21 protein-coding genes are annotated in these 23,633 nt (G+C 70.5%); 9 read left to right on the forward strand and 12 right to left on the reverse strand.

Translation table 11 applies throughout. The features are described from left to right. Positions 1-30: 30 nt before the first annotated feature. The 3 genes from ACWD0F_RS20095 to ACWD0F_RS20105 are packed head-to-tail and all read left to right on the forward strand — an operon-like array spanning position 31 to position 2,653. Positions 31-780, forward strand: a complete 750-nt coding sequence (locus tag ACWD0F_RS20095; protein ID WP_449877471.1) for a LytR/AlgR family response regulator transcription factor — start codon at positions 31-33, stop codon at positions 778-780. Then, positions 777-1,169 carry a hypothetical protein gene (locus ACWD0F_RS20100; protein ID WP_449877473.1) on the forward strand — a complete coding sequence of 131 codons (393 nt, stop codon included), beginning with the start codon at positions 777-779 and terminating at the stop codon, positions 1,167-1,169. Before ACWD0F_RS20095 ends, ACWD0F_RS20100 begins: the two co-directional genes overlap by 4 nt. After that, positions 1,166-2,653 (forward strand): sodium/solute symporter, encoded by a 1,488-nt coding sequence (locus tag ACWD0F_RS20105; RefSeq protein ID WP_449877475.1) that lies wholly within the window; start codon positions 1,166-1,168, stop codon positions 2,651-2,653. Before ACWD0F_RS20100 ends, ACWD0F_RS20105 begins: the two co-directional genes overlap by 4 nt. Before the next feature lie 4 nt (positions 2,654-2,657). Here ACWD0F_RS20105 and ACWD0F_RS20110 read toward each other — a convergent pair whose 3' ends face one another. From ACWD0F_RS20110 to ACWD0F_RS20120, 3 genes are all read right to left on the reverse strand, one after another. Further along, on the reverse strand, positions 2,658-3,083 hold the full coding sequence (locus ACWD0F_RS20110) for a protease inhibitor I42 family protein (RefSeq protein ID WP_449877477.1): 426 nt from the start codon (positions 3,081-3,083) through the stop codon (positions 2,658-2,660). Positions 3,084-3,161: 78 nt separating this feature from the next. Next, positions 3,162-3,797 carry a DUF3618 domain-containing protein gene (locus ACWD0F_RS20115; RefSeq protein WP_449877479.1) on the reverse strand — a complete coding sequence of 212 codons (636 nt, stop codon included), beginning with the start codon at positions 3,795-3,797 and terminating at the stop codon, positions 3,162-3,164. Beyond that, positions 3,794-4,174: a phage holin family protein gene (locus ACWD0F_RS20120; RefSeq protein WP_449877481.1), complete on the reverse strand. Its 381-nt coding sequence runs from the start codon at positions 4,172-4,174 to the stop codon at positions 3,794-3,796. The genes ACWD0F_RS20115 and ACWD0F_RS20120 overlap by 4 nt, the downstream gene beginning before the upstream one ends. A gap of 362 nt (positions 4,175-4,536) precedes the next feature. Here ACWD0F_RS20120 and ACWD0F_RS20125 point away from each other — a divergent pair, with 362 nt between their 5' ends. The 3 genes from ACWD0F_RS20125 to ACWD0F_RS20135 all read left to right on the forward strand — a co-directional run bounded on the left by ACWD0F_RS20125 (position 4,537) and on the right by ACWD0F_RS20135 (position 8,591). Further along, positions 4,537-7,521, forward strand: coding sequence for an SNF2-related protein (locus ACWD0F_RS20125; RefSeq protein WP_449877483.1), 2,985 nt, complete (start codon positions 4,537-4,539; stop codon positions 7,519-7,521). Further along, on the forward strand, positions 7,518-8,351 hold the full coding sequence (locus ACWD0F_RS20130) for an SWIM zinc finger family protein (protein WP_449877485.1): 834 nt from the start codon (positions 7,518-7,520) through the stop codon (positions 8,349-8,351). The genes ACWD0F_RS20125 and ACWD0F_RS20130 overlap by 4 nt, the downstream gene beginning before the upstream one ends. A gap of 96 nt (positions 8,352-8,447) precedes the next feature. Then, positions 8,448-8,591, forward strand: coding sequence for a hypothetical protein (locus ACWD0F_RS20135; RefSeq protein WP_449877487.1), 144 nt, complete (start codon positions 8,448-8,450; stop codon positions 8,589-8,591). 15 nt (positions 8,592-8,606) lie between these two features. On the opposite strand, the gene ACWD0F_RS20140 is transcribed toward ACWD0F_RS20135, so the two are convergent. From ACWD0F_RS20140 to ctaD, 8 genes are all read right to left on the reverse strand, one after another. Further along, positions 8,607-9,545 (reverse strand): diacylglycerol/lipid kinase family protein, encoded by a 939-nt coding sequence (locus tag ACWD0F_RS20140; RefSeq protein WP_449877489.1) that lies wholly within the window; start codon positions 9,543-9,545, stop codon positions 8,607-8,609. A gap of 46 nt (positions 9,546-9,591) precedes the next feature. Then, on the reverse strand, positions 9,592-12,270 hold the full coding sequence (locus ACWD0F_RS20145) for an immune inhibitor A domain-containing protein (RefSeq protein WP_449877825.1): 2,679 nt from the start codon (positions 12,268-12,270) through the stop codon (positions 9,592-9,594). A 186-nt stretch (positions 12,271-12,456) separates the two neighbouring features. Beyond that, positions 12,457-12,798, reverse strand: a complete 342-nt coding sequence (gene frdD / locus ACWD0F_RS20150; RefSeq protein ID WP_449877491.1) for a fumarate reductase subunit FrdD — start codon at positions 12,796-12,798, stop codon at positions 12,457-12,459. Then, positions 12,795-13,205, reverse strand: a complete 411-nt coding sequence (locus tag ACWD0F_RS20155) for a hypothetical protein (RefSeq protein ID WP_449877493.1) — start codon at positions 13,203-13,205, stop codon at positions 12,795-12,797. Before ACWD0F_RS20155 ends, frdD begins: the two co-directional genes overlap by 4 nt. Further along, positions 13,202-13,963, reverse strand: coding sequence for a succinate dehydrogenase iron-sulfur subunit (gene sdhB / locus ACWD0F_RS20160; protein ID WP_449877495.1), 762 nt, complete (start codon positions 13,961-13,963; stop codon positions 13,202-13,204). Before sdhB ends, ACWD0F_RS20155 begins: the two co-directional genes overlap by 4 nt. Further along, positions 13,956-15,689: a fumarate reductase (quinol) flavoprotein subunit gene (gene frdA / locus ACWD0F_RS20165; RefSeq protein WP_449877497.1), complete on the reverse strand. Its 1,734-nt coding sequence runs from the start codon at positions 15,687-15,689 to the stop codon at positions 13,956-13,958. Before frdA ends, sdhB begins: the two co-directional genes overlap by 8 nt. A 7-nt stretch (positions 15,690-15,696) precedes the next feature. Then, positions 15,697-15,930, reverse strand: a complete 234-nt coding sequence (locus ACWD0F_RS20170; protein ID WP_449877499.1) for a hypothetical protein — start codon at positions 15,928-15,930, stop codon at positions 15,697-15,699. 33 nt (positions 15,931-15,963) lie between these two features. After that, positions 15,964-17,739 (reverse strand): aa3-type cytochrome oxidase subunit I, encoded by a 1,776-nt coding sequence (gene ctaD, locus ACWD0F_RS20175; protein ID WP_449877502.1) that lies wholly within the window; start codon positions 17,737-17,739, stop codon positions 15,964-15,966. Positions 17,740-18,005: 266 nt separating this feature from the next. Between ctaD and ACWD0F_RS20180 the strand changes: the two genes are divergently transcribed. Beyond that, entirely contained in the window at positions 18,006-19,211 is a 1,206-nt protein-coding gene (locus ACWD0F_RS20180; protein ID WP_449877504.1) for an aminotransferase class I/II-fold pyridoxal phosphate-dependent enzyme, read from the forward strand. Here the strand turns inward: ACWD0F_RS20180 and ACWD0F_RS20185 are convergent, their stop codons facing one another. Further along, complete coding sequence (locus ACWD0F_RS20185; protein WP_449877506.1) at positions 19,212-19,766, reverse strand: hypothetical protein; 555 nt, start codon at positions 19,764-19,766, stop codon at positions 19,212-19,214. A 70-nt stretch (positions 19,767-19,836) separates the two neighbouring features. Between ACWD0F_RS20185 and ACWD0F_RS20190 the strand changes: the two genes are divergently transcribed. Next, entirely contained in the window at positions 19,837-21,198 is a 1,362-nt protein-coding gene (locus ACWD0F_RS20190; protein WP_449877508.1) for an FAD-binding oxidoreductase, read from the forward strand. A 221-nt stretch (positions 21,199-21,419) separates the two neighbouring features. After that, positions 21,420-23,618 (forward strand): protein kinase domain-containing protein, encoded by a 2,199-nt coding sequence (locus tag ACWD0F_RS20195; RefSeq protein ID WP_449877510.1) that lies wholly within the window; start codon positions 21,420-21,422, stop codon positions 23,616-23,618. Positions 23,619-23,633: the final 15 nt, after the last annotated feature.

A 23,633-nucleotide genomic window follows, 5' to 3' on the forward strand; every position in this document is an offset into this window, starting at 1 on the left:
CGATCTTCGTTGTCGGTTTTATCACTGTCTATGGCACAACTCCGCGTCCTCGCGGTCGACGACGAGCTACCCGCCCTCGAAGACCTGTCCTACCTGCTGCGCGCCGATCCCCGTATCGGCGAGGTGGCCACCGCCAGGGACGGGGCGGCGGCGCTGCGGCTGCTCGACCGGGCCATGGCCGACGGCCGGCCGATCGACGCGGTCTTCCTCGACATCAGGATGCGCGGGCTCGACGGGGTGGTGCTCGGGCGGTTGTTGTCGCAGTTCGCCAACCCGCCCCGCGTCGTGTTCGTGACCGCCTATGAGGAGCACGCGGTCGACGCGTTCGAGATCAAGGCCGAGGACTACCTGCTCAAGCCGGTACGCCCGGAGCGGCTGGCCGAGGCGATCCGGCGGGTGGCGGTCTCGGCCGACGTGCCCGCGGAGAGCGGGGAGTCCGACACGATCCCCGTCGAGCTGGGCGGGGTGACCCGGTTCGTCTCCAGCTCCGACGTGGTCTACGTGGAGGCGCACGGCGACTACGCGCGGCTGCACACGGCGGCGGGCAGCCACCTCGTCCGGATCCCGCTGGCGGCGCTGGAGGAGCGCTGGGCCTCGGCGGGGTTCGTCCGCGTGCATCGCAGCCATCTGGTGGCCGTGAAGCACATCGAGGAGCTGCACATCGACTCCGGCAAGTGCGCCGTGCGCGTCGGGGACGTGGAGCTCCCGGTCAGCCGCCGCCACACCCGCGAACTACGCGACCTGCTGGTGCGCAGGGCGCGGAAGGCGAGACCCGAATGAGCCCCGAACGACGCGTGCTGCGCGAGACGCCGCGCCGGGTGGCCGTCACGAGCCCCAGGACCGCCGCCGCCCGCCGCCCCCGCTATCCGGCCACCCGCGAGATCGACGAGCAGACCGGCCTCGGCGAGGTCTACATGCGCTCGTTGTTGCGCACCCAGTTCCGGCTCGCCCTGTTCGTCTGCACGGTGCTGGGCTGCGTGGTCGGGGGCCTGCCGCTGCTGTTCCTGCTCATCCCGGAGCTGCGCGAGGTGCACCTGCTCGGCGTGCCGCTGCCGTGGGCCGTGCTCGCCGGGCTCATCTACCCGGCGTTCGTCATCGGGGCCTGGCTCTACGTGCGCCAGGCCGAGCGGAACGAGCGTCACTTCGCCGAGCTGGTCGAGCGCCGATGAGCTTGACCGCGGTGCTCGTCGTCGTGGTGGCGGCCGTGCTCATCGGCGCGTTCGGGATCCGGGTCTCGCGCACCACGTCCGACTTCTACGTCGCCTCGCGCACGGTGAGCCCGCTCTGGAACGCCTCGGCGATCGGCGGCGAGTACCTGTCGGCGGCCTCGTTCCTGGGCATCGCCGGGCTCATCCTGTCCTTCGGCGTGGACATGCTCTGGCTGCCCGTCGGCTGGACCGGCGGATACCTGGTGCTGCTGGTGCTGGTGTCGGCGCCGCTGCGGCGCTCCGGGGCGTACACGCTGCCGGACTTCGCCGAGGCGCGGCTGGAGTCGATGGCGGTGCGCCGCACCGCGAGCGTGCTGGTCGTGCTGATCGGCTGGCTCTACCTGATGCCGCAGTTCCAGAGCGCCGGGCTGGTGCTGAGGGAGATCACCGGCGCGCCCGTGTGGGTGGGCGGCCTGCTGGTCGCGGTGGTCGTCGCGGTGAACGTGTTGTCCGGCGGCATGCGGTCGATCACGTTCGTGCAGGCCTTCCAGTACTGGCTCAAGCTGACGGCGCTGGCCGTGCCGCTGGTGTTCCTGCTGATGGCCTGGCACGACGGCGGCGCGCCGCACCTCAGCGCGCACGACGCGGCCACCTGGCAGGTGCCGCTGTCCGGGGGCAAGGAGTACGGGCTGTACTCGACGTACTCGCTCATCCTGGCCACGTTCCTGGGCACCATGGGGCTGCCGCACGTGCTCGTGCGCTTCTACACCAACCCGGACGGGCGGGCCGCGCGCCGCACGACGCTGGTGGTGTTGTCGCTGCTCGGCGCCTTCTACCTGCTGCCCGCCGTGTACGGCTGGCTCGGCCGGCTGTACGCGCCCGACCTCCTGCGCACCGACACGGTCGTGCTGACGCTGCCCGCGCGCATCATCGGCGGCACGCTGGGCGACCTCCTGACGGCGTTCGTCACCGCCGGGGCGTTCGCGGCGTTCCTGTCCACGTCCTCGGGGCTGACCGTGTCCGTGGCCGGGGTGATCGCGCAGGACCTGCTCAAGGGCGGGGTGCGCTCGTTCAGGATCGCCACGCTGATGGCGGTGGCCGTGCCGCTGGCCCTGGCGTTGTGGGCGCGGGCGCTGCCGGTGGCCGACGTGGTGGGGCTGGCGTTCGCGGTGGCGGCCTCGTCGTTCTGCCCGCTGCTCGTGCTGGGCATCTGGTGGCGGCGGCTGACCACCACGGGTGCGCTGGCGGGGTTGTTCGTGGGCGGCGGGCTGGCCTGCGCGGCGGTGCTCGCCACGATCACCGGCGGTCCGTACGACGGGCTCACCGGCGCGCTGCTGTCCCAGCCTGCGGCGTGGACGGTGCCGATCGCGTTCGCGGTGATGGTGTCGGTGTCGTTCCTGACCCCGCACCGGGTGCCGCCCGGCGTCGCCAGGACCATGGTCAGGCTGCACACCCCGGAGGACCTCGACCTGGACCGGGGAGACTGGCGGCCGAAGTCGTCCTGACGGGTCACTTCACGGTGATGGCGAAGATCGCCTCGCCCGACTGCCGCTTGCTCTCCTCGGTGCCGGGCGTCCGCGCCTGGCCGCACCGCCAGCAGTTGAGCAGCCTGATCTCCGTCGTGCCCGGCCGCTTGCTGTTGAAGACGAAGTAGGTGGTGCCGCCGGCTCCTGGGGCGTCACCCGCGCTCTCGTTCTCCTCGCTGATGTACGAGGCCACCTTCGCGTCGGGCACGGCCACCAGGCTCCAGCTGTCGCCCACCGAGGGGTTGTGCGCCACCGCCAGCGAGAACCGCTGCCCCTGCCGCAGCTCGGCCTGGACGGTCGTGCCCTTGGCGCCCTTGATCACCGTGCCGTAGTCGTTGACCGCCGACCCGGCGGAGCACCCCGTCATCAGGAGGGCGAGCAGGCAGGCGGCGGCCGTTCGACGCATCATTCCGGCAGGTTATCGCCCTCCGGCGGATCACGGGGGGTCACGTACGGCTCCAGCGCCCGGCGGGTCGTCCCCGACCGGTTACCTGTGGGCCTTGCGGCGGCGCACCACACGGCGTACCACGAACGCGACCACCGCGCCCGCCAGCGCGATCAGCAGCACCGGCCGCTTCCGCGCCTCCGTCGCGGCGTCCTTGAACTGGTCGGGCGTACTCTCGCGCACCTTGCCCGCCACCTCGGACGCCTTGCCCGCCACCTCGGACGCCACCTCGGACGCCTTGCCCTTCACCGTCTCCGCCGCGTCGGCGGCCATGATCTTGGCGGTCTCGGCCGCGTGGCCGGCCCTGGCCTTCACGTCGACCTTGTCGGCCAGCGCGCTGACGGTGTCGCCGAGCTCTCTCCGGGTTTCCTTGATGTCCTTGCGCACGTCGTCTTCTTCCTCTTCGTCGTCGTCTTCGCCCCGCCCCGGATGAAGGGACTCCTCCTCGGCACGCGAGCTCTCCGCGGCCTCGGCACGTTCATCTGGTATGGGGGCTTCGGGGATGAATGTTTCGTGTTCCTGACGGGCGGCCTCCGCCTGCCGCGCGTTCTCCGCCGCGCCCGGCCTCGTCGGGGGCACGTTGATGGACTCGCTCTCCGTCGGCGTCCCCACGGTGGCTCTGTGGGCGCCGACGGTCCCCGCGTGTTGCTCGCTGTGCCCGGGATCCGTCTCGCTCATCGCCGTGCCCTCTCCTTGACCATGTCGATATCGGCCTTGACGCTCGCGATGGTCTCCGCTGGGACCGGCGGGCCGGCGCTTTTCACCTGTTTCTTGCCGATCAAGCCCAGTACGGCGGCAGCGACGAGCAGCACGCCCGCCACGATCACGGCGGCCGCCCAGCCAGGCATGACCCGAGCGAGGAGCATGATGACCGCGGCCACGAGGGCGGCGGCACCGAAGAACGCGGCCATCCCGGCCGCGCCGAACAGGCCCGCGCCGATGCCCGCACGCTTGCCCTTCTCGACGAGCTCGAGCTTGGCCAGCCGGAACTCGTCCTTAACGAGCCGGGAGACCTGCTCGGACAGATCGTTGACCAGCTTGTGGGTGTCGTTCACGACGTTCGCCTCCTCCACTGAGGAAGGCGACTACCCAGACAAATGGCCTTCTATCACCGGTTATTTCCGCTTTGCGGCTTTGAGCAGGAAGCCGAGCACGGACACGACGGGATCCTTCTGCACGTCGCACCAGTTGTCGGGCTGCTTCGGCTTGCTCCACGGGGAGGGGAGCTCACACGACGGAGCTTGCTGCTTCGGCCGCTCACACCACGATCCGGGAGAATTCATACCTTCATTCTACAACTTCAGGTGCCACTTATATAAGTTGTCCCGCATGGCAGACCTGTCCGGCGGGATGGGTCAGCGCAGTCCGCCGACGGCGGGTCGCCCGATCTTCCGGCCGCCGGAGGTAATCTGCCGGAGTGCTGGTACACGGGGTTTGGGCGGCGGACGGGCTCGCCTTCTGGGCGGAGAGCACCGGCCCGGACTCCCGGCCTCTCGCGAAGGCGGGCGCGGTTCGGCCGCATCCCTTCGCCGCGCCCGCGTCCGCCGTCGCCGAAGCCCTCGGGCTCGACGGCCTGCCGTCGAGCACGCTGGAGCTGCTCCTCCCGGGTTCGTCCAAGGAGCCCCTGCCGTCGCCGGAGACCGGGCGCCTGACCGAGATCGCCCGGCCGCGCCTGCACCTGTGGCAGGTGCCCGCCGTCGTCCCGCCCGCCGCCGGCGCGCTGACCGTGGTGGCCGCGCCTCCGGAGACCGCGACCATGCGCCACTGGGCCGCCGTCGCCGACTTCGCCCGCGACCTGGTAGGCCGAGGCCGCGTCCTCCCCCAGCTCGTCCCCACGCCACCTGCCGGGACGTCCCGCGACCTCGCCGAGACCCCGGCGGCCACGCAAGCGGCGACCGGCTCCGCCGCACAGGCCACGCGAGCGGTGCCAGGCGCCGCCGCGCGGGCCGTGTGGCGGCCGGTGCTGACGGGGGCCGACGCCGGCTACTTCCGGGAGCTGGCCCTGGCCATGCCCCCCGCCTGCCGCACGTCCGCGGCCGAACGCCCCGCCGCCGAGGTCCTCCACGAGGCGCTGGAGGCGTTCACCGACGCGCTCGTCCGCCGGTCGCTCGCCGAGCCCCTGGTCGCCGCCCCCGCAACGCCCCAGGAGCGCTGGTTGTCCGCGCTCACCGGCGACACCCCGGACTGCCCCGACGTGCCGGAGTTGCGTGCGGAGCTGGAGCGGTGGCGCGACTCGGTGACCGCGGCGGAGGGCGCGACGCGCGTGTGCTTCCGCCTCGTGGAGCCCGCCGGCGCCGACGACTGGCGGGTGGAGCTGGCCCTGCAGGCCACCGACGACCCCAGCCTGTACGTCCCCGCCACCGCCGTCTGGCACGGCGAGCGCAGCCTGCCCGGCCGGCCGGAGCGGGAGCTGCTGACCGGGCTGGGCCGCGCCGCCAGGCTCTACCCGGAGCTGGACCGGGCCCTGCGCGTCCCCGAGCCGAGCGAGCTGCCGCTGGACACGGCGGGCGCGTTCGAGTTCCTGCGGCAGGCGGCCCCGCTGCTGCAGGCGGCCGGGTTCGGGGTGCAGCTGCCGCGCTGGGCGGGCCGTGCCCGGCTGGGGCTGAAGCTGACCACCAGGACCAAGACTCAGACGGCGACCGTGCGCCAGGGGTTCGGAATGCGGGAGCTGGTCGACTTCCGCGTCGACCTGGCCGTGGGCGACGAGACGATCAGCGAGGCGGAGCTGGCCGAGCTGGCCCGGCTCAAGGTGCCGCTGGTCAGGGTGCGCGGCCAGTGGGTGGAGCTGGACGACCGGCAGCTCAAGGCCGCGCTGCGGGCCGTGGAGGACGGCCGCGCGGGCGAGGCGTCCGCCGCCGACCTGCTGCGTCACGTCGTCGGCGACGACCTCTGGGGTGACAGCGACCTGCCGCTGGTGGAGATCGACGCCGACGGCGTGCTCGGCGACCTGCTGTCCGGTCAGGCCGAGCGCCGGCTCCTGCCGCTCACGACCCCGGCGGGCCTGGACGCCACGCTCCGGCCGTACCAGGAGCGCGGGCTGGCGTGGCTGAGCTTCCTGTCGGAGCTGGGCCTCGGCGGGGTGCTGGCCGACGACATGGGACTGGGCAAGACGATCACCACGCTGGCGCTGCTGGTCCACGAGCGGGCCGGCACGCCGACGCTGCTGGTGTGCCCGATGTCGCTGATCGGCAACTGGCAGCGGGAGGCGGCCAGGTTCGCGCCGGGGCTCCGCGTCTACGTGCACCACGGCAGCGCGCGCGACGCCGGGGAGATCGGGGCGGCCGATCTGGTGATCACGACGTACGGCACCGCGCAGCGCGACCTGGAGATCCTCAAGGGGCAGGAGTGGCGCCGCGTCGTCTGCGACGAGGCCCAGGCGATCAAGAACAGCGGCACCCTGCAGGCCCAGGCCGTACGGTCGATCCCGACGCCCACCCGCATCGCCCTGACGGGCACCCCGGTCGAGAACCACCTGGCCGAGCTCTGGTCGATCATGGAGTTCGCCAACCCCGGGCTGCTCGGGCCGCGCTCGCGGTTCAGGACCCGGTTCCAGGAGCCCATCGAGGCGCGCCAGGACGAGCAGGCCGCCGAGGCGCTCAAGCGGGCGACGGGCCCGTTCATCCTGCGCCGCGTCAAGACCGACAAGTCCATCATCTCCGACCTGCCGGAGAAGCTGGAGGTCAAGGAGTGGTGCTCGCTCACGCCGGAGCAGGCCTCGCTCTACCAGGCGGTCGTGGACGACATGCTGGGCAAGATCGACGACAGCGAGGGCATCGAGCGGCGCGGGCTGGTGTTGTCGGCCATGGCCAAGCTCAAGCAGGTCTGCAACCACCCCGCCCACCTGCTCAAGGACGGCTCCAGACTCGCCGACCGGTCGGGAAAGCTCACCCGATTGGAGCAGTTGTCCGAAGAAATCCTCGCAGAAGGCGAAAAAGCGCTGCTTTTCACGCAGTATGCCGAGTTCGGGACCATGCTCCAGCCCTACCTGGCCCAGCGCCTCGACCGCCCGGTCCTCTGGCTGCACGGCGGCCTGCCGAAGAAGACCCGCGACCGCCTGGTCGACCGCTTCCAGAACGACGAGGAGCCGATGCTCTTCGTGTTGTCGCTCAAGGCGGCCGGCGTCGGCCTCAACCTGACGGCGGCCAACCACGTCATCCACGTGGACCGCTGGTGGAACCCGGCCGTCGAGGACCAGGCCACCGACCGCGCGTTCCGCATCGGGCAGCGCAAGAACGTCCAGGTGCGCAAGCTCATCTGCGCGGGCACCCTGGAGGAGCGGGTGGACGAGATGATCGAGCGCAAGAAGGCCCTGGCCGAGCGGGTGGTCGGCACGGGCGAGGAGTGGCTGACGGACCTGTCGACCGACGAGCTCCGCAAGGTGTTCGAGCTGGAAGGGGCGTGACGACGGTGCGCGGAGACAGCCCCCACGGGCATGGCGGCCTGCGCGGAGACGGGCCCGGCTGGGGTGACGGCGGCTACGGTGACGGGCCCATCAGGGTCGAGGGCGGCCTGCGGGCCCGCAGCCGGCGCGGCAGCATCGGCGCGACCTGGTGGTCCAGGCGGTTCATCGACATCCTGGAGCGCATCTGCGACAAGGGCCGCCTCTCGCGCGGCCGGGCCTACGCCCGCCAGGGCCAGGTCCTGTCGATCGACCTGTCCCCCGGCAAGGTCAGGGCCGCCGTCCAGGGCTCGCGCCGCAGTCCGTACAAGATCGTCGTCAGGGTCGGGGCGTACACCGAGAGCCAGTGGACGACCATCGAGGAGTCGATCGCCGAGCAGGCCGTCTACCGCGCCAAGTTGCTGGCCGGTGAGATGCCGACGGAGATCGAGGAGTTGTTCGCCGCGCTCGGGATCGACCTGTTCCCCCGCGACCTGGACATGGACTGCTCATGCCCCGACTGGGGTTTCCCCTGCAAGCACCTGTCGGCGGTGCTCTACCTGCTGGCCGAGTCGTTCGACGACGACCCGTTCCTGGTGCTGGCCTGGCGCGGCCGTACCCGGGAGCAACTGCTGGGCTCCCTGGCCGACACCCCGGGGCAGGATCCGCTCATGGTCGAGGACGTGCCCTTCGCCGACCGGCTCGCCGACTTCTACGCCCCGGGCGCGACGGCCCACCGGCCCGAGCGCCGTCCTACCACCGCCGCCCCCGACCTCCTCCTGCGTGTCTTCCCACCGCCCGGCGACCTGGCCCGCACGCTCGCTCCTGCCTACCGGGGCCTCGCCGGCTCGTAGCGCACGCCCCCGTCTCACTCATTCCACACAGTGACGCCATGCGATTGCTCGGTTACGTTGAGTGGTGATGATCTCACTCCGGAGAAAGGCAGAAGCATGGGATTTTCGTGGGCGGCCGCCAGCGCGGCCGGCGCCAAGAACCAGACCAGGGCGGACGACGGCGGCCGGGGCTACGTGACCCAGGTCGACCTCAGAGGCGGCGCGAGCCTGGAACCGGACGGCGGCCTCAGACGCTGCTGAGCCGGACGCCGCGGGTCAGCGGTCCTCGAAGGAGGCCGGCACCATGACGCGCACCCCGTTCGGGACCACGCGGAGCCTGATCGGGGTGCGCAGCCGCACCTCGCCGTCCACGTCGGCGGCCATCGGCGGATCGGTCTCCAGCAACATCTCGCGCCCCATCACGAACGGCCCCCCTGCCAGGCTGCGCCAGCGGCCGGTGGTCGCCCGCAGCAGGGTCTCGCCGAGCAGCCGCAACTTCTTGCCGGAGCCGAGCTGGTAGGCCACCAGCATGCCGTTGTCGATGCTGATGTCCCTGGCCACCTGCCAGCCGCCGTGGAAGCGGCCGTTGGCGATGTTGAGCTGGTGGGTGAGCAGCTCGTGGCGCTCGCCCTCGACCGTGATGTAGGCGCGGAACGGCCGGTGCCCCGGCAGGATCGTCAGGGCGGTCATCGGATAGGCCGGGCGGCCCACGATGCGCTTGAGCCACGGCTTGACCTTGCCCGCCACCTCGACCGACACGCCGAAGCTGGCCAGGTTGGCGAAGGGCCGGTCGTCGGCCATGCCGAGGTCGATGTCGGCCACCTTGCCGGTGTCGAAGACCTTGATCGCCCCGGCCAGGTCGAGCGGGAGCCCGAGGCTGCGGGCGAAGTTGTTGGTGGTGCCGAGCGGCAGCACGCCGAGCGCCACGTCACGGTGGGCCACGTGCCGCACGGCGGAGGAGAGCGTGCCGTCGCCGCCGCCCACGATGAGCAGGTCGGGGCCGGTGGCCAGGGCCGTGTCGAGCAGATCGCGCAGCCGCTTGGGGTTGTAGACCGACAACTCCGCCAGAGGCTCGAACCCGAGGTTGTGGATCTGCTCGATCACCTCGAAGTAGTGGCGCCGGCCACGGCGCGAGCGAGTGTTCACCACCACCGCCACCCGGCGATCCGTCCGGATCGCCGCGGTGTGCTCCTCTTTGGCGCGCAGTTCGCTCATGGTCATCAATGTTAGGGCCGCCGGGGTGTCCCGGCGGCCCCTGCGATTACTTCTTCGGCGGGACGACCTGGACGATGGCGCCCAGGTTCCCCGGCAGCGGGCTCACCAGTTTGAACTGCACGCCCAGCGCCTTGCCCTCGTCACCGGGGTTGCCGGTGCCGAGCACGGAGCCGGCGGCCACCTGGCCGTACAGCTCGGCGGCGGGGGTGCCGTCCTGGTGCACCACGCGGGCGCTGTAGGTCTGGTCGCCCTTGGACGGCACGACCACCGAGGCGTCGAAGTCGCGGTAGTACAGACCACCGTCGATCACTTCGAGGCCCGGGTACCAGGTCTTGGCGTCGGTGAAGGCCGGAACGCCCTTCTCGGCCTTCAGCTCCGTGCAGTAGGTGCTGAACGGCTCGTCCGCGGCCTCCAGGCACTCCTTGAACGGGTACGTCTTGCCGAAGCTGAACGCCGCGTTCGAGCTCTGGACCCGTCCCTGGAGGTTCTTGTTGAGCTGCGGGTCCTTCTCCGCGGCGGCCCCGGTGCGGCGCAGCGGCTCGTAGTGGGAGTCCACGACGAGCAGGTTGCCCTTGGGCCCGAGGCTCGGGGGGAGCCGCAGGTTGTCGCCGACGGAGTTGTTGGTGTACGTCGAGTCGCGGTACCAGACCAGCAGGCCCGGCGCGTTGTACTTCACCTTCTGCACCTTCCACGCCCCTTCACGGGAGTAGTCGGTGTCGTAGGTGTACTGCAGACCCTTGTCGAAGCCGTCGAAGTTGCGCCACTCCGCCAGGTAGAAGCGGGAGACCTCGCGCTCGCCGTTGTTGCGGGTCCAGCCCTGGCCGCTCGTGTTGGTGAACGTGCCGCCCGTGGCCTTCCAGCCGTTGTCGCCGCCCTCGACGTCGTCGCTCCACACGGTCTCGGTGCCGCTGGTGACGGAGAAGTCGTCGGCGTGCCAGCCGCGCGGGGTGTAGGCCGCGTCGGTGTTGTACGTCAGCCGCAGCTTGACCGTCTGCCCGGCGAACGGCGTCAGGTTGACGTAGTCGTGCCGCCAGCCGTCGGTGTTGCCGGTGAGGCCGTACTTCTTGTTGCCGAACGTCTTGAGGTTCTTGTTCGGGTCCGGGTAGCCGTCAGCCGTGGTGACCTCGTTGCCGGCCTCGTCGTAGACCTTCTGCTGGGTCCAGGTCTGGCCGCCGTCGGTCGAGATCTCGACGAAACCGAAGTCCCAGTCCTCTTCGATCTCGTAGTTGTTCCACATCCAGAACCGGGGGTCGGCGCCGGCCGGGACGGGCAGGTCACGGGTGAGCGTGACGTTGGCCCATTCCTGGTCCAGGTTCGTCCACCAGGCGTTCGTGCCGCTGTGCGGGTCGATCATCTTCAGCGGGGTGGAGGCCAGGTTCACCCGGACGCCGTCCTGGGTGAGCTTGGGCGTGCGCGAGGACTGGCCGACCGTGACGAGCTTGGCGGCGTCGCCCGGCTCGAACGTCTTCGGGTTCGCCCAGCCGAGCACCCACTTGTCCCACAGGCCCATGTGTGAGGGCATCGACTGGAAGATCGGGCCGGAGTGGGAGCCGCTGGACATCAGGTCCCAGAAGTCCACGGCGGAGCTGGCCGCGCCCGAGGTGTCGTACAGGTCGGGCAGGCCGAGGTCGTGGCCGTACTCGTGGGCGAAGACGCCGACGCCCGAGTCCTCGGGCTGCACGATGTAGTTGGAGATCTTCTTGTCGGTGCCGGGGACCTGGTAGCCGCCCGCGACCGCGCTGGAGTGCGCCCAGATGGCGTAGGTGCCCTCGGCGCCGCCGTCGGAGGACTTGTCCTTGCCGGCGTGCACGAGCACGAGGTGGTCGATGACGCCGTCGGGCTCCTGGTGGTTGCCGTCGCCGTCGGCGTCGGCGGTGTCCTCGACGTCATAGTCGGCCCACGGGAAGCCGGGCTGGGCCTTGGCCAGCGCTTCGACCGTGTCGATCGGGAGCTGCTGGGCGCCGAGCGCGTTGCCGGGGTGGCCGGACATGTCCTGGGGCGCGCCGCCGCAGGCCGCGGCGCCATAATAGGCCTCGGAGTGCGGGACCTTGATCCAGCCGACCGCGGAGCCGGTGACGGAGTAGGCGCCCTTCGACATCTCCTCGTACATCTTCTTCATGGTGTAGCCGGAGATGTCGATGCCGGACTTGCCGTCGCGCGGGTCCTTCAGGTCCGGGCGCACGCGCTCGGTGATGCCCTTGTCGGTGTAGAGCATCTTGTTGAAGTGCTCGGTGCTGAAGTCCTTGACCCAGAAGGAGTTGTTGTCCTTGTGCGCCAGCGTGGCGGGGTCGGGGATGTTGTTGTGCAGCGGGCCGTTCTTGAGCGTGCCCGCCGGCTCGACCACGCAGTCGTCCGGTGCGCTGTTGATCGTGCGCAGCCGGTTGAAGCCGGTGAAGTCGTCGCCGGCCTGCTCGTTGAACTCGACGAGGATCGTCAGGAGCTTGGCGGTGCGGGTCTGCTTGGCGTTCTTGAAGATCCACTCAGCCGGGTTGCGGCCCGTCTTGATGGCCTCGTTCTCGCGGGCCGCGAGAATGCGGCCGGCCACCGGGTTGCCGCTGCTGAACTTCTGGTCGTACTTCTGCGCCGGAGTGAGCGAACGCGCCGCACGCTCGTCGAGCGCGGGCTCCGCCGGGTCCTTCTCGACGCGCGGCGGGGCGTAGTTGATGTAGAAGTCCGAGGCCGCGGGCGTGTACGTCGCCACCGACGACGCCTGGGCGGTGGGCACGGACAAGGCGGCCGCGAGAAGGGCGACCGCCGGGAATGTTGCTAACAGGCGCTTAGAGCTTGGCACCAGGTACCCTCTCTGCCCGGGGTCGCCGGGCGCATGGCCATAGGGTGTGCAATGCCGGACGTTAGAGGGTGCGTCAACGATCGTAAAGTACGTTGTTGAAATGTGATCAAACTACGACAATTAGAACATCATCGCTGTGGCGACCACACCGCCCGCGATGGCGCCGCCGTAGCAGAGCACCGCTATCACCAGGTCGTACCTCGCGATGCCGAGCAACTCCTCGCTGGTGAACCTGATCCGGTGCGCCGCGTGGAAGAGGCAGAGCACGACCACCACGAGCAGCGCGAGCCGGACGAGCACGTTGCCGAGCAGCGCGCGCAGGTGCTCGGCCGCGGGCCAGTCGACCACGCCGAGCGGCATCAGCACCCCGAACAGCAGCACGAGCACCGGCAGCGTGAACGCCGCCGCCACTCCCCCGCCGCTGAAGAGCAACCACAGGTACGGCTCAGGCGTGCGTTTCACGGCGACCTCAGGATGACGTAGGCGATCAGCAGGGAGACCAGCGCCCAGGCCGAGTGGTTGCCCCCCTGGATCATCCAGGCGGGCACCCGCCAGCCGTCCAGGCGGACGACGGTGGCCTTGGGCGCCAGGTTCAGGAACGTGATCGTGTGGAAGGCGGTCGCGGCCAGCGCCACCACGTTGATCGCGATCATCCACGGCCGGGCGGCCAGCGCCGCGAACTCCTGGAGGCCGCCGCCGAGCACCGCGTCGACGAGCATGAGCGTGTAGACGACCGACCACGCCACGAAGACGCTGGTCAGCTCGCGCAGCACGAAGAGGGTGTAGGAGCGGCTGCGGGCGAACCAGAGCCGGTCGCGGCGCGGCCGGTAGGCGGCCAGGGCGGCGTTCCTGGGCGCCTCGTCGGTCATCGCCGGCTCCAGGGCAGCACCGAGCGCAGCGCGGCCGTCAGCTTGTACCGCTGGATGGCCTCGGCCGGGTCCACGTGCTTGGGGCAGACCCGGGTGCACTCGCCGACGAACGTGCACCCCCAGACGGCCTCGTCCAGGTTGAGGACGTCGAAGCGGTCGTCCATGTCGCGCGAGTCCAGGTTGTAGCGCTGGGCGAGGGCGATGGCGGCCGGGCCGAGGAAGTCGGGGTCGAGCACGTAGACCGGGCAGGCCGAGTAGCACAGCAGGCAGTTGATGCACATGCTGTACTGCTTGTAGGCCTCCAGTTGCGCGGGCGTCTGGGCGTACTCGGTGGTGAGCGGCAGCTCCTCGCCCTCCCTGACCAGCCAGGGCCGCACGGACGACAACTTGGCCAGGAAGTCGTCGATGTCGACGACCAGGTCCCTGATCACCGGGAAACCCTTCAGCGGCTCGATCCTGACCGGCCCGTCGCCGTACTCGGTGAGGAAGGTGCCGCAGGTCAGCCGGGGCTCGCCGTTGACGGTCATGCCGCACGAGCCGCACACGCCCATCCGGCACGACCAGCGGAAGGACAGGCTGCCGTCGAGCTGGTCCTTGATGTGGTTGAGGCCGTCGAGGACCGCCCAGTCGGTCATCAGCGGCACGTCGTACCCCTCGAACACGGGCTCCTCGTCCTCGCCGGGACGGTAGCGGGCGACCTCCATCCGGATGGTGCGCTGCGCCGCCGCCCGCCGTACCGCCTCGCTGGTGTCAGTCACGGCCATAAACCCTTTCTCCCGGAGGCCAGCGGGTGATCGTCACGGGCAGCAGGCCCACCGACGGCCGGCCGTCGGGCGCGCGGTGCACCAGCGAGTGCGCCAGGTGGGCGCCGTCGTCCCTGGCGGGGAAGTCGGTGCGCTGGTGGGCGCCGCGCGACTCCTGCCTGTTCAGCGCGCACGCCGCGATCGTCTGCGCGACCTCCAGCATGGTGTGCAGCTCCTGCAGGTTGATCAGCTCGGTGTTGAACGTGGTGCTCGTGTCGTCGAAGCGCACGTCCTCGGCGCGCTCGCGCAGCTCCGCCAGCGTGTCCACGGCCTTGGCCAGCACGTCGCCCGTGCGGTAGATGCCGGCCGCGCCTTCGAGCGTGTGCTGCATCTCCTCGCGCAGGTCGGCGGCGCGCTCGCCGCCCTTGTTGCCCTCGCGCGCCCGCTCCAGCCGCCGCCGCTCGTCGGCCCCCTGGGTGCGTACGGCCGACGCCTCACCGCCCCGGTGCCCGGCCGCGAACGCGGCGGCGGCCAGGCCCGCCCGGCGGCCGAAGACGAGGATCTCCGCCAGCGAGTTGGAGCCGAGCCGGTTGGCGCCGTTGATGCTCACGCAGGCCGTCTCCCCCGCCGCGTACAGGCCGGCGATGGGCGTGGCGCCGTGGATGTCGGTGTGGACGCCGCCCATCATGTAGTGCACGACCGGGCGCACCGGGATGAGGTCGGTGGCCGGGTCGAGGTTCTGGTAGCTCTTGCACAACTCGCGCACGAACGGGATGCGGGCATCGATCTTGCCCTCGCCCAGGTGGCGCAGGTCCAGGTAGACGACCGGGCCGTACGGGGTGTCGACCGTGCGGCCCAGGTGCTGCTCGTGCACGAACGCCTGGGAGAGCCGGTCGCGCGGGCCCAGCTCCATGCTGCGCAGCTTCGGCGTGGGCGTGGGCTTGCCCAGGTCGTAGTCCTGCAGGTAGCGGTAGCCGTCCTTGTTGATCAGCCAGCCGCCCTCCGCCCTGGCCGCCTCGGTGATGAGGATGCCCGTGAACGGCAGGCCCGTGGGGTGGTACTGGACGAACTCCATGTCCTTCAGCGGGGCTCCCGCGCGGTAGGCCAGGGCCATGCCGTCGCCGGTCTTGATGGCGGCGTTCGTGGTGAAGGGGAAGACGCGGCCGCAGCCGCCGGTGGCCAGGATGACGGTCCTGGCGGCGATGGTCTCGATGCGGCCGGTTCTGATCTCGACGGCCACGACGCCGTGGACGCGGCCGTCGTCGACGACGAGCTGGGTGACGTACCACTCGTCGTACCTGATGATGTCCTGATATTTCAGGGTTGTTTGGAAGAGGGTGTGCAGCAGGTGGAAGCCGGTCTTGTCGGCCGCGTACCAGGTGCGCATCTTCTTCATGCCGCCGAACGGGCGGACCGCGACGCGGCCGTCGCTCTCGCGGCTCCAGGGGCAGCCCCAGTGCTCCAGCTGGATCAGCTCCCCGGGCGCCTCGGCCACGAACGCCTCGACCGCGTCCTGGTCGCAGAGCCAGTCACCGCCGGAGATCGTGTCGTAGCAGTGCTCGTCGAGCGTGTCGCCGATGCCGATCACCGCGGCGGCGCCGCCCTCGGCGGAGACGGTGTGGCTGCGCATCGGATAGACCTTCGACACGACCGCCACCTTCAGCGCGGGGTCCGTCTCGGCGACCGCGATGGCCGCCCGCAGGCCCGCTCCGCCTCCTCCGACGATGAGCACGTCGATCATGTGTACGTCACTTCCCCTGGTCGGGTCGTATCGGGTCCTTCACCCGCTTGCCGTCATGGCGGATGGCCGACAGGTGGATGCTGCCGTCGTGGTATTCGTGCCGGATCCTGCGGCAGCCGCAGTCGAAGAGCTGGTCGCGGATCACCAGGCCGTAGCCGTCGTCGTCGAGCAGACGTTCACCGCCCGACTTCTTCCCGCAGGGGGCCGTCTCGGGGGTGAAGGGGATCTTCGTGCCTGTCATCGCCGATCTCCCTGGATAGGCGAAACAACGTGATCAGTCGTGCGTTTCCCGGCTGGGCGGGATCTCGGGGTCCTCATCGTGCTCGGCCTGGGGAGCCGGTCCGGCGCCGGAAGGCCGCTCGGCCTCGGACGCCCGTCCGGCCTCGGAAGGCGGCTGCCCGGGTGCCGGCGCTTCCTCGGTTTCCCGGGGATAGTGCAGGTCGAAGGCGGGGCGTTCGGAGCGGATGGGAGGCATGCTGGTGAAGTTGTGCCGGGGCGGCGGGCAGGAGGTGGCCCACTCCAGCGAGTTGCCGTAGCCCCAGGGATCGTCGAGCGTCACCTTGGGCGCGTACCTGGCCGTCTTCCAGACGTTGAAGAGGAACGGCAGCGTGGAGGCGCCGAGCAGGAACGCCCCGACGGACGACACCTCGTTGAGCGCCGTGAAGCCGTCGGCGGAGCTGTAGTCGGCGTACCGGCGCGGCATGCCGGCCTGCCCGAGCCAGTGCTGCACCAGGAACGTGGTGTGGAAGCCGATGAACAACGTCCAGAAGTGCACCTTGCCGAGGCGGTCGTCGAGCAGCCGGCCGGTCATCTTCGGCCACCAGAAGTAGAACCCGGCGAACATGGCGAACACCACGGTGCCGAACACGACGTAGTGGAAGTGCGCGACGACGAAGTAGCTGTCGCTGATGTGGAAGTCGAGCGGCGGCGAGGCCAGGATGATCCCGGTGAGCCCGCCGAGCAGGAACGTCACGAGGAAGCCGACCGAGAACAACATCGGCGTCTCGAAGCTCAGATGGCCCCGCCACATCGTGCCGATCCAGTTGAAGAACTTCACCCCGGTCGGCACCGCGATGAGGAACGTCATGAACGAGAAGAAGGGCAGCAACACCTGCCCGGTGGCGAACATGTGGTGCGCCCACACCGTCATCGACAACCCGGCGATGGCGATGGTCGCCCCCACCAGGCCCATGTAGCCGAACAGCGGCTTGCGGCTGAACACCGGGATCACCTCGGAGATGATCCCGAAGAAGGGCAGCGCGATGATGTAGACCTCGGGATGGCCGAAGAACCAGAACAGGTGCTGCCACAACAGCGGCCCGCCGTTCGCGCTGGCGAAGACCTGGGTGCCCATCTTGCGGTCCGCCTCCAGCACCAGCAGCGCGGCGGCCAGCACGGGGAAGGCCATCAGCACGAGCATGCTGGTCAGCAGCACGTTCCAGGTGAACAGCGGCATCCGGAACATCGTCATGCCCGGCGCCCGCATGCCGATGATCGTGGTGATGAAGTTGACCGCGCCGAGGATCGTGCCGAGACCGGACAGGGTCAGCCCCATGATCCACAGATCGCCGCCGACCTGCGGCGAGTGCAGGGACGACGACAGCGGCGTGTACGCGAACCAGCCGAAGTCGGCCGCGCCGCCCGGCGTGAAGAACCCGGCCACCACCATCAGGCCGCCGAACAGGAACAACCAGTAGGCGACCGCGTTCAGCCGGGGGAAGGCCACGTCGGGGGCGCCGATCTGCAGCGGCATGACCACGTTCGCGAACCCGGCGAACAGCGGGGTGGCGAACAGCAGCAACATCACCGTGCCGTGGATGGTGAAGAGCTGGTTGTACTGCTGCTGGCTGACGATCTGCATGCCGGGAGAGACGAGCTCGGCCCTGATGAACATGGCCATGAGCCCGGCCACGAGGAAGAACCCGAACGAGGTGATCAGGTAGAGGTACCCGATGACCTTGTGGTCGGTCGTCGACATCCAGGAGGCGATGACGGTCCCGGTGCGGCGGCGCCTGATCCGCTCGATCGACGTCTCGCGAACAGTCGTCACGGCTGCTCCCTCCGGTGCGGAGTCAGATGCCAAGCCCGCTGCCGCCGCGGACCGCCGAACACGGCTCACGGTGTCTCGCCCCGATCTACCCATTCCACGCCAACGATCGCCGCGCGGGAAGGTGTTCTTTAACATTCGCACCGACAGCTTTGCCGTGCGGTCCCAGGAGCCCCGTGAGCGTTCTCCCGTCCCACATGGCGGAAGTGCGACGGGCCACCCGCCGCCGTCTTCTATCCTTCGTAGGCGAACCGACCCGAGGAGACATCGTGACCGCTCAGCGTGACTACGCCGCCCTCGTCCAGCGAGGGCTCTCGCTCGACCTCACCAGGGGCAAGCCGTCGCCGCGCCAGCTCGATCTCTCCAACGACCTGCTCGGGCTGCCCGCCTCCTATCGCGCGGCCGACGGCACCGACGGCCGTAACTACGGCAATCTGCAGGGGCTGGCCGAGCTTCGCGAGCTCTTCGCGCCGCTGATCCAGGTGCCCGCGGACCAGATCGTCGTCGGCGGCAACGCCAGCCTGACCCTGATGCACGACACGATCGTGCACGCGCTGCTGAGCCCGCTGCCCGGCGCCGAGCGCCGGTGGGTGGCGGAGCCGGAGATCACGTTCCTCTGCCCGGTGCCCGGCTATGACCGGCATTTCACCATCTGCGAGCGCTTCGGGATCAAGATGATCCCCGTGCCGATGAACGCCGACGGCCCCGACATGGACGTGGTCGAGCGCCTGGTGGCCGGCGACGCGAGCATCAAGGGCATGTGGTGCGTGCCGAAGTACAGCAACCCCTCGGGCGACGTCTACAGCGACGAGACCGTCCGCCGGCTCGCCGCGATGCCGGCCGCCGCTCCCGACTTCCGGATCTTCTGGGACAACGCCTACGCGGTGCACCACCTCACCGACGAGCCGGCCGAGCTGGCCGACCTGCTGGCGCTGGCCGCCGAGCACGGCCACGCCGACCGCGTGTTCGTCTACGCCTCCACCTCCAAGGTGACGCTGGCGGGCAGCGGCGTGTCGTTCTTCGGCTCCTCGCCGGCGAACGTCGAGTGGTTCCTGCGCAACACCGCCAAGCAGTCCATCGGCCCCGACAAGATCAACCAGCTCCGTCACGTGGAGTTCCTGCGTGACCCCGCGGGCGTGGCCGCGCACATGCGGCGGCACGCCGCGCTGATCGGGCCCAAGTTCGAGCTGGTCGACAAGGTGCTGACCGAGCAGCTCGGCGGCCTGGCCACCTGGACGAGCCCCAAGGGCGGCTACTTCGTCAGCCTGGAGGTGCCGAACGCCGCCGCGGTGGTGGCCAAGGCCAAGGCCGCGGGCATCGCGCTGACGCCCGCCGGCGCCACCCACCCCTACGGCGCCGACCCCGACGACCGCACGATCAGGATCGCCCCCACCTACCCGGATCTGGACGAGCTGGAGCAGGCCATCAACGGCCTGGCCGTCTGCGTCCGCCTGGTGGCGGAGGAGCAGGGCTGATCAGCGGCCGTTGCGCCTGAAGCCGAAGATGTACTCGCGCGTCTCGCTCGGATGGAACGAGACGCCGACCCCCGGCTCGAAGACGACGTTGTCGCGCGCGCAGTAGTAGAGGCCCTCCCAGACGGCCAGGGCCCGCTCCCTGGCCGGGGCCTCCACGTTGTCGCGCTTGCGGGCGCCGAAGGAGCCGAGCACGTTCAGCAGCCCGAACCCCCAGAACAGGCCCGTCAGGCAGAACGGCGCGAGCAGCACCTCCCCCCACTTCGGCTCCTGTCCCATCGCGATCACCAGCGACACGACCAGGTGCGTCAGGGCCGCCACGCCCAGCAGGATGTAGCCGTGGTTCCTGGTCCAGGGCGTGTAGTGCCTGCTGGGGAAGGACATCCAGACCGCGAGCTGCGTACGGCTCATGACGTGCTTGGACGCGCCCAGGGTCGCGGCGGTGGGCAGGTCCGCCACCTCACGTTCGCCCGGTAACCTGACCCGTCCGATCTTGTACGTCGTCCCCGCGGCGACCACTCCGGGGACCGCGACAACCTGGCCAGTCTCCGAACACACGGGGCACCTGACTTCCACCCGGGCAGTCTGGCCTTAAGCAACAAGGTGCGCAAACTGTACGGTGCATGGTGTGAGACCGATTGATGCCCTGGTGAACTCCCTGTCCGAAGCTCGTGTCGTCATCGACCCGGACGTGATCGATTCCTATGCCCGCGACCGGACGTTCGTGGAGCCGGGCAAACCGCTCGGCGTGGTGCTCGCCGCCTCCCGCGACGACGTCGTCACCACCATGAGATGGGCCACCGAGCACCGGATCCCGGTGGTGCCGCGCGGCGCCGGCACGGGCCTGGCGGGCGCCGCCGTCGCCGGCGACGGGTCGATCATCCTGTCGCTGCACAAGATGACCGCGATCACGGAGCTCTCCCCCGCCGACGAGATCGCCGTCGTCGAGCCCGGCGTCATCACCGCCGACCTGGACCGGGCCGCGAGGGAGCACGGGCTCATGTACGCGCCGGACCCCTCGTCGTACGAGATCTCCACGATCGGCGGCAACCTGGCCACCAACGCCGGCGGGCTGCGGTGCGTCAAGTACGGCGTCACCAGGGACTCGGCGCTCGGCCTTGAGGTCGTGCTGGCCGACGGGCGGATCATGAACACCGGCCGGCGCACCATGAAGGGCGTCACCGGCTACGACCTGACCGGCCTGTTCGTGGGCTCGGAGGGCACGCTGGGCATCATCACCTCGGCCACGGTCCGCCTGCGCCGCGCGCCGGTCACGCCGCCGGCCACGTTCGCGGCGGAGTTCGGCTCGCTGCGGGACGCGGGGGCGGCGGTGTCGGCGATCATGGCGGCCGGCTGCCAGCCCTCGCTCATGGAGCTGCTCGACCGGGCCACGCTGGCGGCCATCGACGAGTGGCGCAACATCGGCCTCGAACCCACGACCCAGGCCATGCTGATCGGTCAGTCCGACGCCACGGACGGCCAGGCGATGGCCGAGCTCATGGAGCGCATCTGCGTGGACAACGGCGCCTCGTTCGTGGCGGTGTCCTCCAGCCCGCAGGAGACCGAGGAGCTGATCGGGCTGCGCCGGATGGCGTACCAGGCGAAGGAGCGCCAGGGGGCCTGCCTGGTGGAGGACGTGTGCGTGCCGCGTTCGGCGCTGCCCGACATGATCACCGCCATCGAGGCGGCGGGGGCCAGGCACGGGGTGCGGATCGCCACGGTGGCGCACGCCGGGGACGGCAACCTGCACCCGGTCTTCATCTTCGAGCACGGGACGGCGGAGCCGCCTCCCGAGGTGTGGGCGGCGGCGGACGAGGTGTTCAGGCACGCGCTCGAACTCGGCGGCACGCTGACCGGGGAGCACGGCGTGGGGCTGCTCAAGCAGCGCTGGCTGGGCCTGGAGGCGGGACCGGTGGTCTCGGAGGTGCAGCGCGGCATCAAGGCGGTCTTCGACCCGCTGGGCCTCCTCAACCCGGGCAAGGCCATCTGATCGGTGCACCGGCCGGCCGAAGTGATCGGCCGGGACCGCTCCAGCCCGTCACGATCTCTCTTCACCAAGCCGTGACCTTTGTTGTCAATGCGTACACGACCTGCGACGGAACGCTGACTCGGCACGTCAAACGTGAGACTTCTAGCACGTCCGGCAGACGCCCCAATGGTCACGCTGATAGCGTTTCGCCGCATCTACTGCGTATATCTGGGGGTTCCGACGTGAATCAGTCTCAGCCGTTGGCGGCGGACGACCCGCGGCGGCTGGGGGCGTACGACATCGTCGCCCGGCTCGGCGAGGGTGGCCAGGGCGTTGTCTACCTGGGCGAGAACGAGTCCGGGGAACAGGCGGCGGTCAAACTCCTGCACCATGCCCTGGTGGCCGACGCCGACGCCAGGACCAGGTTCCTGCGCGAGGTCGCGGTGGCCCAGCGGGTGGCCCGGTTCTGCACCGCTCCAGTGCTCCACGCCGACCTGGACGGCAGCCGGCCGTACATCGTGAGCGAGTACGTCCCGGGCCCCTCCCTGCGTGAGCTGGTCATCAACGAGGGGCCGCGGCGGGGCGCGGCGCTGGAGCGGCTGGCGATCAGCACGGCCACCGCGCTCGCGGCCATCCACCGCGCCGGCATCCTGCACCGCGACCTGAAGCCCGCCAACGTCCTCATGGGCCCCGAGGGTCCCGTGGTGATCGACTTCGGCATCGCCCGCGCGCTCGACTCCCCCGGCGCCACGGCGACCGGCATGGCCATGGGGACGCCTTCGTACCTGGCGCCCGAGCAGCTCAGCGGGGCGGCGGTGTCGGAGGCGGCCGACGTGTTCGCGTGGGGCGTCACGATGGTGTTCGCCGCGACGGGCAAGCCCGCGTTCGGCGCCGACTCCATCCCCGTCGTGATGAACCGGATCCTGAACGAGGAGCCGCAGCTCGGCGGGATGGACGGGGTGCTGGCGGAGCTCGTGGCCGCGTGCCTGTCGAAGGACCCGGCGCAGCGGCCCAGCGCGGACGAGCTCATCGGCCGTCTCACCGGCCAGCCGTGGTCCCACCCGACCGGGTCGCAGCCGGTGGCTCACCTCCAGGGCGGCGCCCAGGCCGCCGCGCTCCCGCAGACCGGCCCCTATGGCCGTCCGGCGGCGCAGAACGGCCCCGGCGCCGCACAGCCCGGCGTTCCGAACCAGCCCGGCGGCCCGCTGCCCGGCGGGATGCCCGGCGTTCCGAACCAGCCCGGCAACGGCCCGCACGCCGGACAGCCGCAGCCCGGACACGGACACCCTCAGGCAGGGCACCCTCAGGCCGGACACCCGCAGCTCGGAAACGTGCAGGCCGGACACCCTCAGGCCGGACACCCTCAGGGCAACCCGCAGGCGGGCGGCCCGCAGACTCCCGGAACTCCTCAGGGCTCGCCTCAGGGCATCCCTCAGGGCGGCCCGAACGGCGGCCTTCAGGGCGCGGCGGCCGGAATGCCGCCGCACGGCCCCGGCGCGCCCGGCCAGCCTCCGCACGGCGGCTTCCAGCCCGGCAACGCCGGCGGGCGGAACGCGGGCGGCCGGAACCCCGCGCCGCCTGCCGATGACACGCCCGCCAAGCAGCGCCGCACCCTGACCCTCGCGCTGTCGGGAGCCGCCGCCGCCGCTCTGCTCGTGGTGGCCGGCGCGATCGTGGTGCAGGCGAACAGCAAGCAAGAGGTCCCGGTCGTGGCCGTGGGCAACACCTCCCAGAGCACGCAGGGCGACGGATCGGGCGCGGGCCAGCCGGCCGAGCCGCCGGCCGACCAGACCGAGGCCCCGGTCGTGCCGACGGACCCGCCGGTGGCGGTGCCGACCCTGGACATCGAGCCGGACGAGACCAAGAAGGCGAAGAAGCCCGTCGAGGAGCCCATCGCCCAGGTGCCGACCCAGGTCGTCACGGAGGCGCCGCGGCCCGTGACCACGTCGAAGCGGCCCGAGCCGACGCCCACGCCGACCAAGAAGAAGGCCAACGTCGTCGAGCCCGGCGCCGACCCGACGAACGAGCCGACCGCGGGCGCCACGTCGGGTGGGTCCAAGCCGACGAACAAGCCCTCCACCAAGCCGAGCTCGACGCCGATCAAGACGATGAAGCCGAACCCGTACAAGGCCACCTCGCTGTGCGGCTCCGGCTACAAGGTCATCGACTCTCGTTCTCTGGGCTCCGGCGCCACGATCTATCTGCTGTACAGCACCGCCGCGGGCAAGAACTGCGTGGTGACCATGTCGAGCGTCGTGTGGCCCGGCAAGATGCCGATGACCGCGTTCATTCAGGTCAAGGCTGGGGCGAAGGGGAACAACGGCGGCAGTTTCACCGCCTACGCGGGCCCCGTGCGGGTGTCGGCCGTGAAGAAGTGCGTGATCTGGGGTGGCTCGTGGGGTACGCAGAGCTGGAAGTCCGGCTGGAGCCACTGCACCTGACGAACGACCGCTGAC

It is taken from the genome of Nonomuraea sp. NPDC002799, assembly GCF_053592075.1.

Excerpts from the sequence above, each read along its gene's own strand:
- ACWD0F_RS20095 (WP_449877471.1), top strand. The coding sequence starts at position 31 with ATGGCACAACTCCGCGTCCTCGCGGTCGACGACGAGCTACCCGCCCTC.
- ACWD0F_RS20100 (WP_449877473.1), top strand. The coding sequence starts at position 777 with ATGAGCCCCGAACGACGCGTGCTGCGCGAGACGCCGCGCCGGGTGGCC.
- ACWD0F_RS20105 (WP_449877475.1), top strand. The coding sequence starts at position 1,166 with ATGAGCTTGACCGCGGTGCTCGTCGTCGTGGTGGCGGCCGTGCTCATC.
- ACWD0F_RS20110 (WP_449877477.1), bottom strand. The coding sequence starts at position 3,083 with ATGATGCGTCGAACGGCCGCCGCCTGCCTGCTCGCCCTCCTGATGACG.
- ACWD0F_RS20115 (WP_449877479.1), bottom strand. The coding sequence starts at position 3,797 with ATGAGCGAGACGGATCCCGGGCACAGCGAGCAACACGCGGGGACCGTC.
- ACWD0F_RS20135 (WP_449877487.1), top strand. The coding sequence starts at position 8,448 with ATGGGATTTTCGTGGGCGGCCGCCAGCGCGGCCGGCGCCAAGAACCAG.
- ACWD0F_RS20140 (WP_449877489.1), bottom strand. The coding sequence starts at position 9,545 with ATGAGCGAACTGCGCGCCAAAGAGGAGCACACCGCGGCGATCCGGACG.
- ACWD0F_RS20155 (WP_449877493.1), bottom strand. The coding sequence starts at position 13,205 with ATGACCGACGAGGCGCCCAGGAACGCCGCCCTGGCCGCCTACCGGCCG.
- frdA (WP_449877497.1), bottom strand. The coding sequence starts at position 15,689 with ATGATCGACGTGCTCATCGTCGGAGGAGGCGGAGCGGGCCTGCGGGCG.
- ACWD0F_RS20170 (WP_449877499.1), bottom strand. The coding sequence starts at position 15,930 with ATGACAGGCACGAAGATCCCCTTCACCCCCGAGACGGCCCCCTGCGGG.